Annotated in this window: 15 protein-coding genes; 14 read left to right on the forward strand and 1 reads right to left on the reverse strand. The window is 43.5% G+C overall.

Annotated elements, in window-relative coordinates; translation table 11 throughout:
* Nucleotides 1–220 precede the first annotated feature (220 nt).
* Nucleotides 221–1,195, reverse strand: coding sequence for a bile acid:sodium symporter family protein (locus tag MHI53_RS02505; RefSeq protein ID WP_061140571.1), 975 nt, complete (start codon nt 1,193–1,195; stop codon nt 221–223).
* Nucleotides 1,196–1,483: 288 nt separating this feature from the next.
* On the opposite strand from MHI53_RS02505, the gene MHI53_RS02510 reads away from it, so the two are divergent.
* The 14 genes from MHI53_RS02510 (at nt 1,484) to MHI53_RS02575 (ending at nt 15,535) form a co-directional block, all read left to right on the forward strand.
* Nucleotides 1,484–2,161 (forward strand): response regulator transcription factor, encoded by a 678-nt coding sequence (locus tag MHI53_RS02510; RefSeq protein WP_061140572.1) that lies wholly within the window; start codon nt 1,484–1,486, stop codon nt 2,159–2,161.
* The gene (locus tag MHI53_RS02515; protein WP_061140573.1) at nt 2,158–3,537 is read left to right on the forward strand and encodes a HAMP domain-containing sensor histidine kinase; all 1,380 of its coding nucleotides are present in this window, start codon (nt 2,158–2,160) and stop codon (nt 3,535–3,537) included. Before MHI53_RS02510 ends, MHI53_RS02515 begins: the two co-directional genes overlap by 4 nt.
* 98 nt (nt 3,538–3,635) lie before the next feature.
* Nucleotides 3,636–4,742 carry an ABC transporter permease gene (locus MHI53_RS02520; RefSeq protein ID WP_340372679.1) on the forward strand — a complete coding sequence of 369 codons (1,107 nt, stop codon included), beginning with the start codon at nt 3,636–3,638 and terminating at the stop codon, nt 4,740–4,742.
* Nucleotides 4,742–5,449 (forward strand): ABC transporter ATP-binding protein, encoded by a 708-nt coding sequence (locus tag MHI53_RS02525; RefSeq protein WP_340372680.1) that lies wholly within the window; start codon nt 4,742–4,744, stop codon nt 5,447–5,449. The genes MHI53_RS02520 and MHI53_RS02525 overlap by 1 nt, the downstream gene beginning before the upstream one ends.
* Before the next feature lie 233 nt (nt 5,450–5,682).
* Entirely contained in the window at nt 5,683–6,522 is an 840-nt protein-coding gene (locus MHI53_RS02530) for a YitT family protein (RefSeq protein WP_061140576.1), read from the forward strand.
* A gap of 223 nt (nt 6,523–6,745) precedes the next feature.
* On the forward strand, nt 6,746–6,931 hold the full coding sequence (locus MHI53_RS02535) for a hypothetical protein (protein ID WP_061140577.1): 186 nt from the start codon (nt 6,746–6,748) through the stop codon (nt 6,929–6,931).
* 374 nt (nt 6,932–7,305) lie between these two features.
* Nucleotides 7,306–8,595: an extracellular solute-binding protein gene (locus MHI53_RS02540; RefSeq protein WP_061140622.1), complete on the forward strand. Its 1,290-nt coding sequence runs from the start codon at nt 7,306–7,308 to the stop codon at nt 8,593–8,595.
* Nucleotides 8,596–8,742: 147 nt separating this feature from the next.
* Nucleotides 8,743–9,603, forward strand: a complete 861-nt coding sequence (locus MHI53_RS02545) for a sugar ABC transporter permease (RefSeq protein ID WP_061140578.1) — start codon at nt 8,743–8,745, stop codon at nt 9,601–9,603.
* Nucleotides 9,603–10,421 carry a carbohydrate ABC transporter permease gene (locus tag MHI53_RS02550; RefSeq protein ID WP_061140579.1) on the forward strand — a complete coding sequence of 273 codons (819 nt, stop codon included), beginning with the start codon at nt 9,603–9,605 and terminating at the stop codon, nt 10,419–10,421. The genes MHI53_RS02545 and MHI53_RS02550 overlap by 1 nt, the downstream gene beginning before the upstream one ends.
* Before the next feature lie 57 nt (nt 10,422–10,478).
* Entirely contained in the window at nt 10,479–11,522 is a 1,044-nt protein-coding gene (locus MHI53_RS02555) for a LacI family DNA-binding transcriptional regulator (RefSeq protein ID WP_340372681.1), read from the forward strand.
* A 202-nt stretch (nt 11,523–11,724) separates the two neighbouring features.
* Nucleotides 11,725–12,447, forward strand: coding sequence for a ThuA domain-containing protein (locus MHI53_RS02560; RefSeq protein WP_061140581.1), 723 nt, complete (start codon nt 11,725–11,727; stop codon nt 12,445–12,447).
* A gap of 18 nt (nt 12,448–12,465) precedes the next feature.
* On the forward strand, nt 12,466–13,488 hold the full coding sequence (locus MHI53_RS02565) for a Gfo/Idh/MocA family oxidoreductase (RefSeq protein ID WP_061140582.1): 1,023 nt from the start codon (nt 12,466–12,468) through the stop codon (nt 13,486–13,488).
* A 17-nt stretch (nt 13,489–13,505) separates the two neighbouring features.
* A complete protein-coding gene (locus tag MHI53_RS02570; protein ID WP_340372682.1) occupies nt 13,506–14,546 on the forward strand; it encodes a Gfo/Idh/MocA family oxidoreductase in 1,041 nt (346 codons plus the stop codon).
* 20 nt (nt 14,547–14,566) lie between these two features.
* On the forward strand, nt 14,567–15,535 hold the full coding sequence (locus tag MHI53_RS02575; protein WP_061140584.1) for a sugar phosphate isomerase/epimerase: 969 nt from the start codon (nt 14,567–14,569) through the stop codon (nt 15,533–15,535).
* The last annotated feature ends 92 nt before the right edge of the window (nt 15,536–15,627 follow it).

The raw sequence follows: 15,627 nt of genomic DNA on the forward strand, positions 1-15,627 counted from the left end.
TTAACATGATATTCCATTATTAGTATCGAATCATCAACGTATTTTATGTTTTGCTTTTATTTAGTAGTATAGCAGGTAGTTCAAAAAAATACCCACAACTAAGGCGGTAAGTTCATATTTCGGGAATGGGGAAACTGCTTATTAAGAAGAAAATACTTGCAATCAAAAAAAGCCGATCATTTCGATCGGCTAAAAACGGAAAAACGTTCAAAGTTCATCATTATATGCTTTTTTTAATCGAATCATTTTTAACTTCCACACTCTTTTTTCTCTCTTGCATGCGGCTGAAAATATAGGCTAATATGGATCCGGATATATTATGCCAAACACTGAAGATGGCACTGGGTACAGCAGCTAAAGGCGAGAAATGGGCGGTTGCTATCGCTACACCCAAACCGGAATTCTGCATCCCGACCTCCATGGCAACGGCCTTCTGTTTTGCCAAATCCATCCCGCATAACCGGGCAAAGAAAAAGCCAAGAATAAAACCAAGAACATTATGAAGCACGACGACCGCGAAAATCATTAACCCGGTTTTAGCCAGCTGATCTTGACTGCCTGCGACGACGGCAGAAACGATCAGGACGATGGCAATGACTGATACGAGGGGCAAAGCCTTTGCACCGGCCTCTGCCTGTTTACCGAAAAACTTCTTGACGATGAATCCAAGCAGGAGCGGGATGATCACGACTTGAATGATGGAAATGAATAACGATCCAATGCTGATATTGACCCATTTACTTGCCAACAGCAGGATGAGAAGCGGGGTGATGATGGGCGCTAAAATGGTGGATACGGAAGCGATGGCAACCGCAAGTGCAACATTTCCTCGTGCAAGGAACACCATGACATTTGAAGCTGTCCCACTAGGGCAGCAACCGACCAAAATGACGCCGACCGCCACTTCTTTCGGCAGGTCGAACAGGATTGCCAAAGCAAATGCCAATAACGGCATAATGATGAAGTGTCCTGCCACCCCGAGGGCTACATCTTTCGGTCGCCGGAAAACTTCTTTGAAATCAGCGGCGGACAGTGTAAGACCCATGCCAAACATGACTATACCCAATAAAGGAACGATGTACGCTCCAATCCATATAAAGTGATTAGGCATGAAATATGCTAGGACTGCAAATATCATCACCCATAAGGTAAATGTTTTTCCAGCAAATGCGCTGACTTTCTCTACTAAACCCATAATGACCTCCTAGATGTTTTAAAATAAATCAATTATAGTGTATATTCAGAATATTTAAAACCCCATTTCGGTAATAAAAAATATCCATGCATGTTAACCCGCTAATTGGGCTGAATTTAAATGCAGGCAAAGAAAGTTAGGATCATGCCGTTTTTGTGAGATGAGAACATAAAAGCGGCCAGCCAATAAGGAACGGGAAGCTACAATCAGTATGGGTTGTTTTAAAAGCCCAATTATTGCTATTGTAAGAATAATGACGGTAATACATGAAGTGGAGATGTGGGTGCTTTGATACATATATTAATTGCGGATGATGATCGGCATATTCGGGAATTGCTTAAATTCCACCTGGAGAAGGAAGGGTACATCGTTTTCGAAGCGGAGGATGGCAATGAGGCCTCGCTGCTACTTGAGAACGAGCGAATCCATCTCGCCGTTGTCGATATTATGATGCCTTATAAAAACGGCCTGGACCTTTGTAAGGAAATACGTGATCAATATGACTTGCCGGTGATCTTATTGACTGCTAAAGATCAACTTATCGATAAAGAAAAGGGTTATTTTGCCGGTACCGATGATTATCTTGTCAAGCCATTTGAGCCAAGGGAACTAATATTTCGAATAAAGGCTCTATTGCGAAGGTACCGAATGGTTAATTCCGAATCAATTGCATTGAACGAAACGATTATTGACCGTAAAAGCTATGAGGTGCGAATTGAGGGGAAGACATTGCTCCTGCCGCTTAAGGAATTTGAGCTGCTGGCACAGTTAGGGAGTTTCCCTGAGCAGGTTTTTACGCGTGAGCAGCTGATTGAACTCGTATGGGGCGCTGATTTTGAAGGAGATGACCGAACGATCGATGTCCACATAAAACGATTAAGGGAGCGCTTCTCCGGACGGACCGATGATTTCGCCATCACCACCGTTCGTGGCCTCGGTTATAAGCTGGAGGTCAATAAAAAGTGAAAACACTCTATTTCAGGATAGTTATTCAAACCATACTGATCATGGTGCTCGCCAGTGTCATCGCCTTTTTAATTTCCAATGTCTACTACCATAAGGTTCAAAAACCCTATAATGGTGAGAAAATTAGCAAAGTCGCTAGTGATATCGTTTCCTTATATGAGGAAAATCCAAGTCAGGATATCGATGCCTATTTAAACCATATAGCAGGATTGCACTATCAGATGTATTTGTTTAATGAGCGGGGTGAAGGAACTTTATATGGGGAGCCGTTTCGGGAAACCGCTTTGGATTCAGGCACGATTTCTGGAGTTTTGAATGGCAAGACCTACCAAGGAATCGCCAGCTATAATAATGGGTTATTCATTACCGGATTTTTTGATGATGTATTAATCAATAGCATCGGTGTCCCGATTAATGTGGATGGCGAGAAACATGCCCTGTTTGTTCGGCCGAATATAGAATTGCAGTTTGGCGAAATACGCTTTTTCCTTGCCGTTTTGCTAATACTCACACTACTGCTCAGTTTTTTATTCGTGATCATCAATACACGTTTCATCGTCAAGCCAATTACGAAATTGACTGAAGCTACGAAGAGAATCGCTGATGGAGATTATGGCAGTGAATTGAATGTATCCCGACGTGATGAAATCGGGGATCTGGCACAGCATTTTTCGAAAATGACCCAAAGTATCCAGCGGCTGGATGAAATGAGACAGGAGTTCGTATCGAACGTTTCTCATGAAATTCAATCGCCGCTTGCATCCATCCAAGGATTTTCGCAAACCCTGCAATCAGAGGAATTAACAAGGGAACAAAGAAATCAGTACTTGTCCATAATCGAAAAAGAGAGCAGGCGTATGTCTTTACTAAGTAAACAACTGCTTCAGCTAGCTTCGTTGGATAAAGAGGAAGATCCGCTGCAGCGGTCCAGTTTTGATTTGGCGCAGCAAATTCGGCAAGTGATGTTCATGCTGGAATGGAATTGGCGGGAGAAAGAAATGGTGATCGAAATGGATGTGCCTTCAATCGTCGTTTTTGCAGATGAGAAACTTATGAGCCAAGTATGGACGAACTTGATAACCAACAGCATTAAATATTCCGAAATGGGCAGCACAATTTACATTCGCCTCAAAAAACTGGATCATTTTGTTGAAGTGATGATTTCAGATACGGGCCTGGGAATTTCGGAAGAAGACCTCCCGTATATCCTGGATCGGTTTTATAAAGTAGACAAAGTGAGGAATCGCAGTGAAACCGGCAGCGGCTTAGGGCTTTCAATTACGAAGAAGACGATAGACCTGCATGGCGGAACGATTGAAGTTCAAAGCGAACTTGGCAAGGGAACCACTTTTTATATCCGTTTGCCCCTTATGTAATCATTCGTTCATCTTCCATTCATATTGGTTGATTACAATCCATTCATACCGATCGAAGGCTTATGGATCGGTTAACAAAAGGAATGGGAGATGAGATCATGTTTTTAGCCATACGTGAACTGAAGCATTCAAAGCTACGTTATTCGCTGATTGGATTGATCATGGTATTGGTCGCTTTGCTTGTCTTTATCATTTCAGGATTAGCCAATGGTCTTTCTTCAGATAACGCTTCATCCATACAAAACATGAAGGCTGACTATTTCGTCATGGAGCATGACTCGAAAAACAAATTGAATCGGTCGATCATATCCATGGACACGCTGGATGAACTCCGGGCTTCACCGGATGTGCAAGCAGCAGAAGGTCTGGGGCAAATGATGAGCACCTTAAATCAAATCGGTTCAAATGAAAAAACGGATGTCACGATTTTTGCGACCAATGGCAAAGGTATTTTGGCACCGGAAGTCATGGAGGGAAAGATCTATGATGATAAGAGACAAGGCGAGGCTGTTGCTGATCGTTCCTTAAAAGAGGTTGGCTATAAGTTAGGCGATTCATTTCGAGATGATTGGTCAGGAAAGGTTTTCACCATTGTTGGTTTTACGGAAAAGCAATCTTACAGCCATTCGCCGGTTGTCTACTTGAATGTTAACGGATGGAGGGAGATCAATCCGGCACTGAAAAATCAAGCTAAGAATTCGATCAGTGCGATAGCTGTGCAGATGGATGCGAAGGCAGAAGAAACTATACGTAAGTCATTATCTGAAGGCTTAACACTTCTATCAAAAGATGAATCGCTTCAGAGTATCCCAGGCTTCAAAGAGGAACAGGGCACATTGACGATGATGATTGCCTTCTTGTTTGTCATCGCAGCGTTTGTCTTGGCTGTATTCTTCTATGTGATAACCTTGCAGAAAACGAATCAATTCGGAGTCCTTAAAGCACTTGGTGCCAATACGGTTTATCTTGCAAAAAGCATTGTTGGCCAGGTCATGCTGCTTGCCGTTGTATGCATCGTTATCAGTGTGGCACTGACATATGGAGTCACTTTCATCATGCCAGAGGGGATGCCTTTTGAATTGCGTCCAGATCTGGTCATTAAATATTCCCTGTTACTTTTGGTTGTATCCGCATTGGGTTCACTGCTATCACTCTATCGAGTGGCGAAGATAGATGCCCTTCATGCAATTGGGAGGGTTTCGTGATGGGTGATAAGCTATTGTTTGAAAACATCAGTAAAATTTATGGAGAAGGCGACAACATGGTGACGGCCCTTGATGATATTTCCCTAGCCGTGAGAGCGGGGGAATTCGTTGCCATCGCGGGACCATCTGGCTCAGGAAAAAGCACGTTCCTTTCCATAGCCGGTGCATTACTTTCCCCGAGTAAAGGCCGTATTCTCCTGGATGAGAAAGATATCACTTCATTACCTTCAAAGGAATTGACCCGGGTGCGTCTTGAAAAGATCGGATTCATTTTTCAAGCGGCGAACCTAGTGCCATATCTGACCGTGCGTGAACAGCTTCTGCTACTTTCTGAATTGACTGGCAAGCGGGATAAAAAAGCTGTGATAAAAGCGGATGATCTGCTTAGCCATCTTGGCCTTGAACATCGGGCAGATCACTTGCCGGAAGCGCTGTCAGGTGGAGAGCGGCAGCGTGTAGCCATCGGCCGTTCGCTTATGAATGATCCGGAAATCATTTTAGCCGATGAACCAACCGCAAGCCTGGATTCCAAAAGGGGCAGGGATGTGGTCGAAATGCTTGTGCATGAGGTGAAGGCAAGAAATAAAGCGGCGATCATGGTTACGCACGATGAAAGAATGTTGGATTTATGTGATCGGGTGATCCATATCATCGACGGCAAGATCTTTACAAATGTTGATACGGAAAAACGCGCGAACCTGCAATAAGTAGAATGGATAAGAGGAAAAATAGAGGCTGCTTCATTCCGGTAAGACGAGGAACGGGGCAGCCTATTTTGTTCATGCCTGTTTCCCTTTTTGAATCGAGACAATCGTAGAGGGGACAAATACAACTGAAAAGAAAAAATCTTTGAAGGAATCAGTGGCTTTCCATGTTACTATAGAGCAGTGAAATTAACCTATCTTTTCACATTAACCACACTTAAAGGAAGGTAATAACCATGAAAAAGATTTCTTTAGATGTTTTCTTTATAGTAATTGGGGCTTTTATATTCGCCTTGGCAATAAACCTTTTCGTTATTCCGAATGAACTGGGGGAAGGGGGAGTCACGGGGATAACGATCATTTTATTTTATCTTTTTGAATGGTCGCCGGGACTTTTAAGCTTGATCATCAATGCTTTCCTGCTCATTGTCGGTTATAAATATTTGTCGAAAATGACCACGATTTATACGATCGTTGCCGTTGCATTCAACTCGCTATTCCTTCATTTAACGGAGAGTTGGAATATATCTTCCGATGAAATTGTCATCAATGCGATATTTGGCGGAGTGTTTGCCGGTGCAGGAATTGGGATGATCATTCGAGTGGGCGGGACGACTGCCGGTACAACGATCCTGGCCAGAATCACGAATAAGTATTTGGGATGGAGCTTAAGTTATGGACTTCTGTTTTTCGATTTAATCGTTGCGTTCTCATCTTATTTCATCATTGGCGCAGAAGGCCTTATGCTTACAATCCTAATGCTTTATATTGGAACGAAAACGATGGAATTCATCATAGAGGGCTTGAATCCGAAAAAAGCGATTACCATCATATCCAATGAAGCGGATCAGATTGCAAGTCAAGTAACCGTACTGATGGACAGAGGGGTAACCGTTTTTAGCGGTCATGGATACTACACGAAAGCTTCAAAGGATATTTTATATATCGTTATCAGCAAGCAGGAGGTCCTCAAGTTAAAAAGGATCGTGAAGGCAACCGATAGCAATGCATTTATTGCCATTCATGATGTCCGTGACGTATTTGGTGAAGGATTCCTCGATATATCGAAGTCCTGAATGGATTGTTTTTAGCTGGTGGATAAAGTGGTTTCGGAGTGATCTCATTCCGAAACCTTTTTTTATTGCTGTTGTTCTATGTAGGAACCCTCGAATATTGTCTGAAGGTGCCATGAAATATATTGTAAAATAATCTATATATTGAGAATAAAATGTTATATTATGTAATTCAGAAGTCATACAACCCTGACGAGTGCAGCCATTAATGATGGAGGTGTCCAAAATGATCCTTTTGAAAGTGGATGACAGGAAGTTTGGGAAGCATACTATCAAGTATAGTGTAGTAGATAAGGAAACGAATGAATTGATCATCAGTGGTGTGTTTGAAGAATTTGGACAAGCAAGCGACAAATATTATGAATTGAAAGATGAATACGGATCTTCCAATGTGAAGATGGTATTGAAATGAAAAAAGGGGACCATTGGTTTACCCTTTTTTATTTTAGTAGAGAAACATTATCATGCAAAAGGCCCGGATACTTATTTATTTTTATACTCACATATAGGAATAATTGCAGGTTTCCCCATCATATAATTAAGTTGAGAAGGCTTTCTTGTACCTTTTTTTTGCAAAAACCTACAAAAATATTGTAAAGTATGGAATTTAGTGGTAACATAAATCGCATAAATGTAAACGTTTGCAAGTTTATTATGTAAGGAGGTGATGTTAAAGGTTCGTGATAGTATGTAAATATGGTAGATAAAAAGATTTTTATTTTCTTTTTTTATGCAAACGTTTTCTTAAAATTGCATGAATTTTATGAAAAAGGGAGAGTCGGTATGATGAAGCGTAAAAAATGGTACGGGGGAATCTTTTCTATTTTATTGATATTTAGCGTGTTTTTGGCTGGGTGTTCTTCTTCCACTGGCGGGGACGGCGGCTCTGATAAGGTGACGCTCGATATATTTCAATTCAAGGTAGAGTTCAAGTCGCAATTCGAGACTTTGGCCAAGCAGTATGAAAAAGAAAATCCTGGTGTGAAGATCAAGATATCGACAGTCGGCGGCGGAAATGATTATAAATCAGCCATTACCGCAAAATTCGCTTCCGGTGAAGAACCAGCCGTTTTTAACATTGGCGGACCGGTGGATGTCGAACAATATAAAGATAGATTGTTAGATTTAAAGGATACGAAGGCGGCAGAAGCAGCCCTTGATGGCACTTTGGATGGGGTGAAACAGGACGGGCAAGTTCTGGGCCTTCCATTCAACCAAGAAGGGTACGGCTTGATTTATAATAAGCGGATTCTTAAAGAAGCAGGTATCAAGCCTGAAGAAATCACAAGCTATTCAGCGCTGGAGGCAGCGGTCAAGAAAATCGATTCACAGAAGAAAAAATTGAAGCTTGATGCCGTTTTCGCTTATCCGGTCAAGGAGAAGTGGGTGACAGGAAACCATCTATCCAATGTCTTTTTAGCTCCGGAGTTTGATGGGAATGTATTGGAAGCAAGCAAGTCCCCTACGGTTAAATTCACGGATGGTGATAAGTTCAAGCAACTTGTTGATATCCAAAATGAATATTCCGTCCAGCCGACAGCAAGTCTTGATTACTCCCAGCAAGTGGAGGAATTGTTCTCGCTGGAGAAAGTTGCAATCATTCAGCAAGGAAACTGGGTGTATAACACCGTGTATGACATGGATCCTGAGCTAGCGGAAAAAGGAATTGGCATCATCCCGATTCCTAATGGAGAAAAAGCTACGGGCATGCCTGTCGGCGTCCCTAACTATTGGGCAGTGAACAAGAAATCCGATGAAAAGGTACAGAAGGAAGCGAAGAAGTTCCTTGATTGGATGTATACATCTGACGAAGGGAAAAAGGCCGTTTTGGAGGACTTCAAATTCATTCCTGCTTATGAAGGATATGATGTGGAAAAAATAGCCGATCCAATTTCAAAGGAAATCTATAAATATTCCCAAGCAGGAAATACGACAGGCTGGGTGTTTAACGGTTATCCAGTCGGCTGGAATGATGAACTTGGTGCGAGCATCCAAAAATACGTAACTGGTAAGCTGACGTGGGAGGAATTTGTTAAGCAGAACATTGAAAATTGGGAAAAAATACGCAGTAAATAATGCTTGGAAATGGACAAATGACCAATCGGCATAAAGGCATGTCGATTGGTTGTTCCTGATTGGATTGCACAAACCAGCTCTTCATTTTACTTAAAGCTATAAACCCCTTTTCTACTACATTATTTTTTCATAAGGAGGTCGGTTTCGTTGAGAAATCGGGATGCCGCATATTGGCTGTTTTTGACACCTGTTCTTGCTGCACTCATTTTGGTGGTGATCGTGCCGCTTATCTATGGTTTTTATTATTCCTTTACGAATTGGAACGGTCTTGGAACCCCGGACTTCATCGGGCTCAAGAATTATCTGGATTTGTTCACCGATAGAGGATTTCTGGATACATTTTGGTTCACCATTAAATTTTCCGTAGCTGCAATCGTGGTGATCAATATTATTGGATTAAGTTTGGCTCTAATCGTGACATCCAAAATCAAATCAAGCAACATCCTCCGGACAGTTTTCTTTATGCCCAATCTGATCGGCGGCTTGATCCTCGGTTTTATTTGGCAGTTCATATTCATTAAAGTCTTCGGTGCAATCGGTGATCTAACAGGCATCGAAGCATTTAATGGCTGGCTTTCAACGACAGAAACCGGGTTTTGGGGCTTGATCATATTAACGGCTTGGCAAATGGCCGGATATATCATGATCATCTATATCGCCTATCTGCAGGCTGTTCCTGAAGACTTGATCGAGGCGGCGAAGATCGATGGGGCCAACAGCTTCCAGCGCTTCCGCCATATTACCTTTCCGCTTGTGGCACCTGCTTTTACCGTCAGCCTGTTTTTGACGCTGTCCCATTCGTTCAAGATTTATGATCAAAATCTTTCTTTGACGAACGGTGCTCCTTATAACTCAACCGAAATGGTCGCGATGAATATCGTGAAATCGGCCTTCACGGAAAATGACATGGCCTATGCACAGGCAAAAGCGGTTATCTTTTTCGTGATCGTGGCAGTCGTTTCGTTGACACAAGTGTATATCAATAAGAAAAGGGAGGTTGAGCTGTAATGAAGGAAAAATGGAAATTGTGGCTGCTTGGAATCATTGGCTTCATTTTGGCGATAGTATGGCTCACTCCGTTTTATTTGATGATTGTCAACGCATTTAAAATGAAGCGTGATATATTTGCCGATACCCTTGGTCTGCCGTCAGCCTGGACGTTCGAAAACTTCGCTCAAGCTTTCGAGCAGCTGGATTTTCTCCGGACTTTATTCAATTCTTTGTTGATATCTGGTGTGAGTGTCGCCATCATCATCATCTTTTCGGCGATGGCAGCATATGCACTTTCACGAAACAAAAGTAAAATAAGCTCCTTGCTTTTCTTCGTGTTTGTAGCAGCGATGCTGATCCCTTTTCAATCCGTAATGATACCGCTAGTTGCCCAATTCGGTCAGTTTGGGATGCTGAACAAGGGCGGTTTGATTTTCATGTATTTGGGATTCGGCTGCAGCCTTTCCATTTTCCTCTATCATGGTACCTTGAAGGGAATTCCGATCTCGCTGGATGAAGCGGCAAAAATAGATGGTGCAAACCGTTTTCAAGTATTTTGGCATATCATTTTTCCACTCTTGAAGCCCATGTCGATTACCGTTGGGATCTTAAATGTCATTTGGATATGGAACGACTACTTGCTGCCGTCCCTTGTAATAGGCGGCGCAGGCTCTGAGACCATCCCACTCAAATTGTTTTTCTTTTTTGGACAATATACGAAGCAATGGCATCTTGCCTTGGCTGGACTCACTTTATCCATCATTCCAGTCATCATCGCGTACTTTTTCGCTCAAAGGCAAATCATTAAAGGGATTGCAGATGGAGCCGTTAAATAACTATTCAAATATAGGGAATATTAAACCATATGCGGTGGACGGGGAGTGGTGATGAAGATGTCTGTAACAATAAAGGACGTCGCCAAAAAAGCGAATGTCGCTCCATCTACAGTATCGCGTGTAATCCATAACAGCCCGGCAATCAGTGAGAAGACTAAGCGTAAGGTACGCAAGGTATTAAAGGAAATGGGCTATCATATGAATGAAAACGCCAGGAACTTGGTCACGAAGTCTACCAAGGCCATTGGCATCGTCATGAAAAGCTCAGCGAAGGAATCACTTTATAATCCTTTTTTTCCAGAGGTGATCCGTGGGATCGGGGACTTCTGCAATAAAGAGGGTTTCAGTCTTTCCTTGACAACCGGTGAAACGGAGGATGCCATCTTTGAGGATGTCGTGAAGATGGTCCAAGGCAGAAGAGTGGATGGCATGATTGTTTTATACTCAAAGAAGGATGACAAGGTGGTCCCGTATCTGCTGAAACAGGGGTTTCCGTTTGTATTGATAGGAAAGCCAAGTACGAACATGACCGGCATCACCTTCATAGATAACGACAATGTTCAAGCAGCGACGGAGGTAACTGAGTTTGTGATTGGTCTTGGACATCAGCGAATCGCCTTTTTAGGAGGAAGTCCTGAGTTTGAGGTGATCTCCGACCGCTTGATGGGATTTCAGCAAGCGGTGGAACAGGCAGGGTTAGATGTACCTCAGGAATATATCAAATTGATTCCTTTGAATCGGATCGATGGAATAAAGGCAATAGACGATTTGCTTGGATTGAAAGAAGCACCGACCGCTTTTTTGGTTACGGATCTTTTGTTGGCCGTTCTTTTGCTCGGATTGTTGGCTGAAAGGAATGTGAAAGTGCCCCAGCAGGTCAGTGTCGTCTGTTTCAATCATTCCGAATTCATCGAATTCTTAAGTACGCCGCTGACAACGGTTGATATCCATACGTATCAGTTAGGATACGAGGCAGCCAAATGCGTATTCGATTTAATTGCAAACCCCGAAATGATGGAAAAAAATATAAGGATTCCTACCAAAATCATCAAGCGTGAGTCGCATTTTGCTATCGAACAGGAAATTAAAAGAAAAATGTAGAAATGTTTTCCCAATTAAAGCTTGATTTTTGTACACTTAAATTTACAATAAAGATTATCACAATCATTTTTAATAATTCATACTATTTCGTTTAATACGTGTGTTCAAATATTGGAATGTGCTTCGGTCAAGGGAAACGCAAACGTTTGCGTTAACGAAATTGAGGTATTAGGAAACAAACGAGGCAGGGAGGGGATTGTTCATGAGGGTCCTGGTATGGAATGAATTTCGCCATGAGAAGTCAAAGCCTGAAGTGGCCGAAATATATCCTGATGGAATCCATGGGGCGATAGCCGGTTTTTTACGAAGTGAACAGGTTGAGGTAAGGACCGCCACCCTTGATGAGGCAGAGCATGGGCTAACGGAAGAAGTACTGGAACAAACCGATGTACTTCTTTGGTGGGGGCATGTTGCACATGATGAAGTGCGGGATGAAATCGTTGCAAAGGTCCACAAGCGGGTACTCGAGGGAATGGGCCTCATCGTCCTCCATTCTGGTCATTTTTCGAAAATCTTCAAACAATTGATGGGTACGACTTGCGATTTGAAATGGCGTGTGGCCGACGAGAAGGAAAGACTTTGGGTAATCGATCCCAGCCACCCGATCGTTGAAGGAATCGGAGAATATATAGAGCTTGAGAAGGAAGAGATGTACGGGGAGCACTTCGATATTCCTGCACCTGATCAATTATTATTCGTCAGTTGGTTTGAAGGTGGGGAAATTTTCAGGAGCGGCTGCACGTATCAACGTGGAAAAGGGAGGATTTTTTATTTCCGGCCAGGTCATGAATCATATCCGACTTACCATAATCCGCAGATACAACGCGTCATCAAGAATGCCGTCAAATGGGTCAAGCCCGAGTTTGGCATGGTGACGAATTATGGAAGATCCGAACCGTTGGAATCCATCTCAGGCAAAGAGTAAAGTGAAGGAGAGAGCGTAATGGGCAAATTGAAGGTAGGAGTCATTGGATGCGGGAGCATTGCGAAAAATAGGCATTTTCCCGAGTATGAAGCAAATTTGCAAACAGAGATCATGGCCGTTTGCGATATTGTGCCAGACAGGGCGAATGCAGCAGCACAAAGGTATGGCGCGCGAGCATATACTGATTATATAGAACTTTTGAAGAATGAGGAGATTGAAGCGATCAGTGTATGTACACCGAACTACCTGCATGCACGCATTACCATTGCGGCATTGGAGGCAGGCAAGCATGTCCTTTGTGAAAAACCAATGGCCACTTCTTTGGATGACGCGGAAAAAATGAATGAGGCCGCAGCGAGAAACGGAAAAATCTTGATGATTGGTCATAATCAGCGATTCGTTCCCTCACACCAACGAGCAAAACAGCTTATCGAAAGTGGTGAGGTTGGAAAGGTCTATAGCTTCCGGACCGCTTTTGGACATTCCGGGCCAGAAACATGGAGCGTGGACGGACGAGAAAGCTGGTTTTTTAAAAAAGATCAGGCAGTCATTGGTGCGATGGGAGATTTAGGTGTTCATAAAGCTGATTTATTAAGGTATATCCTTGGAGAAGAATTTGTTGAGGTGGGGGCGTTTGTAGAAACGACTGCCAAGAAAAATACAGACGTCGATGACAGTGCGGCTTGTATTCTAAGGACTGCGAGCGGTATCATCGGTACCCTTACCGCCAGCTGGTCGTATGCGAAGGAAGACAATGCGACGGTCATTTATGCGGAGAAAGCCGTATTGCGCCTTGAAGACGATCCAACATATTCACTGATCATCCATCATGATAATGGAAAAACGGATACGATCCAATTAGGGAGTATCCAAACGAATGACTCCGAAGGACAGCATGACTCGGAAGTGATCAGCCACTTTGTAAAATGCGTGGCGGACAATGAGGAGCCCCTAGTCTCAGGAGTGGAAGGGTTAAAATCTTTAAAAGTCATTCTTGGCGCGATGGAATCAAATGCAACCCGAAAAATCATCCGCTTATAAAGGGGTTAACGATCATCATGTACAAATTGAAAATGGGTATTATCGGTGCTGGAGGAATTGCCCAAAAAAGGCATATCCCAGCTTTTCAAAAATTTCAAGACAAGGTAGTTTTATACGCCATTCATGATATAGACGAGTCAAAGGCAAGAGATGTGGCAAGGGAATTTCATATCGAGAAGGTTTTCACCAACTACGAAGAAATGTTTGCAGAGGTGGATGCTGTCACGATTGCAACACCAAACAAATTTCATGCGGAGATTTCCATTGCCGCCCTGCAAGCTGGCGTACATGTACTCTGTGAAAAGCCGATGGCCATTACGACCGAGGAATGCAAGGCAATAACCGAGGCTGCCAATCTATCGGGAAAAGTGCTGTCGACCGCATATCATTACCGATTCATGAAGGAGGCGCAGGCTGCCAAGAAAATGATTCAGGCAGGTGAAATCGGTGAGCCTTATGTTGCACGTGTACAGGCAATCAGGCGGCGCAAAGTCCCTGGCTGGGGAGTATTTACAAGCAAGGAATTGCAAGGCGGGGGAAGCGTGATCGATTACGGCTGCCATTTGCTTGATTTGGCCTTATGGCTCATGGATGACCCGGAACCGATTGAAATCGTAGGGTCGACATATAATTATGTCAGTAAGGGAGTCGATCAGGTCAATCTATGGGGGAATTTCGATGCCTCGGTATTTGAAGTGGATGACCATGCCACCGCTTATATCAAATTTGCAAATGGGGCGTCCCTTTTGTTCGAAACCTCTTGGGCCGCGAATATTCGTGAGGAAGCCACGGTTTTGAGCCTATCCGGAACGCAGGGCGGACTGGATGTATTCCCGTTAGTGCTGAATCAGGCTAAGCACGGCATGCTTTTAAACAGTGAGGCCGTATGGATGCCAGGGGAGGATACACCGGATCTTCAACAGGCGGAGAACTTTATCAATAGCTGCTTAGGGTTGGTGGAACCATTGGTAAAACCAGAGGAGGCCATGAAAGTTTCGAAAATAATCGAAGCCATTTATCAAAGCTCAGCAAGTGGGAAGGTCATGAGCATAAAATAAAAAAAGGTGAGGTGGGGCATGTGAAATTAGGAATTTTTACAGTATTATTTGCTCAAAAATCATTCGAGGATATGCTTGATTATGTGGCGGATTCCGGTTTAAAAACAGTCGAAATCGGTACAGGCGGGTATCCAGGCAATATCCACTGTCCCCTCGATGAACTTCTTGAGAGTGAGGAAAAACGCCAAAAATACTTGGAATCCGTACAATCAAGAGGATTGTCGATCAGTGCGTTCAGCTGCCACGGCAATCCAATCTCACCGGACGAAGCATTCGCTAAAGAAAGTGACGAAACCCTGATCAAAACGATCAAGCTGGCATCCCTGCTCAAGGTCCCTGTCGTCAATACCTTTTCAGGTACTGCTGGTGATCATGAAGGGGCAAAACATCCAAACTGGCCTGTCGCACCGTGGCCGAATGAGTATTCAGAAGTGCTGAAATGGCAGTGGGAAGAAAAATTGATTCCCTATTGGAAAAGAGTTGCAGCCATTGCCGATGAACATCAAATAAAGATCGGGCTTGAGCTGCATGGGGGATTTCTCGTTCACACACCCTATACCCTGCTAAAGCTGCGCGAAGCTACATCTGATGCCATTGGCGCTAACCTGGACCCAAGCCATCTGTGGTGGCAGGGCATCGAGCCGGTCGGCGCCATCAAGATTCTCGGCAAAGCGGGAGCCATTTACCATTTCCATGCGAAAGACACATACCTGGATCAGGATAACATCAATATGTATGGACTAACCGACATGCAGCCATACGGGAATGTCCAAAGCCGTGCCTGGAACTTCCGCTCGGTAGGATGCGGACACAGCCTCCAAGAATGGTCCGATATCATGAGCGCCCTCCGTACATACGGATACGACTATGTCGTCAGCATCGAACACGAAGATCCGCTGATGTCAGTCGAAGAAGGGTTCCAGCGAGCTGTAACCAATCTGAAAACAGTCCTCATCAATGAAAGTCCCACAGAATTATGGTGGGTATGAACAAACCATATCAAGCAGCCTCAAGCAGGTTGCTTTTTATTTATGTCTGAATGAATGAAATGATCGAATTTCATGAGAAAACGCCCGAAATG

Source organism: Peribacillus sp. FSL E2-0218, assembly GCF_037992945.1.
Lineage (GTDB): Bacteria > Bacillota > Bacilli > Bacillales > DSM-1321 > Peribacillus > Peribacillus simplex_B.

Bases quoted from the DNA above. Each gene is read 5' to 3' on its own strand.
- MHI53_RS02505 (WP_061140571.1), bottom strand. From the start codon at position 1,195: ATGGGTTTAGTAGAGAAAGTCAGCGCATTTGCTGGAAAAACATTTACC.
- MHI53_RS02520 (WP_340372679.1), top strand. From the start codon at position 3,636: ATGTTTTTAGCCATACGTGAACTGAAGCATTCAAAGCTACGTTATTCG.
- MHI53_RS02525 (WP_340372680.1), top strand. From the start codon at position 4,742: ATGGGTGATAAGCTATTGTTTGAAAACATCAGTAAAATTTATGGAGAA.
- MHI53_RS02530 (WP_061140576.1), top strand. From the start codon at position 5,683: ATGAAAAAGATTTCTTTAGATGTTTTCTTTATAGTAATTGGGGCTTTT.
- MHI53_RS02535 (WP_061140577.1), top strand. From the start codon at position 6,746: ATGATCCTTTTGAAAGTGGATGACAGGAAGTTTGGGAAGCATACTATC.
- MHI53_RS02540 (WP_061140622.1), top strand. From the start codon at position 7,306: ATGAAGCGTAAAAAATGGTACGGGGGAATCTTTTCTATTTTATTGATA.
- MHI53_RS02550 (WP_061140579.1), top strand. From the start codon at position 9,603: ATGAAGGAAAAATGGAAATTGTGGCTGCTTGGAATCATTGGCTTCATT.
- MHI53_RS02555 (WP_340372681.1), top strand. From the start codon at position 10,479: ATGTCTGTAACAATAAAGGACGTCGCCAAAAAAGCGAATGTCGCTCCA.
- MHI53_RS02560 (WP_061140581.1), top strand. From the start codon at position 11,725: ATGAGGGTCCTGGTATGGAATGAATTTCGCCATGAGAAGTCAAAGCCT.
- MHI53_RS02565 (WP_061140582.1), top strand. From the start codon at position 12,466: ATGGGCAAATTGAAGGTAGGAGTCATTGGATGCGGGAGCATTGCGAAA.
- MHI53_RS02570 (WP_340372682.1), top strand. From the start codon at position 13,506: ATGTACAAATTGAAAATGGGTATTATCGGTGCTGGAGGAATTGCCCAA.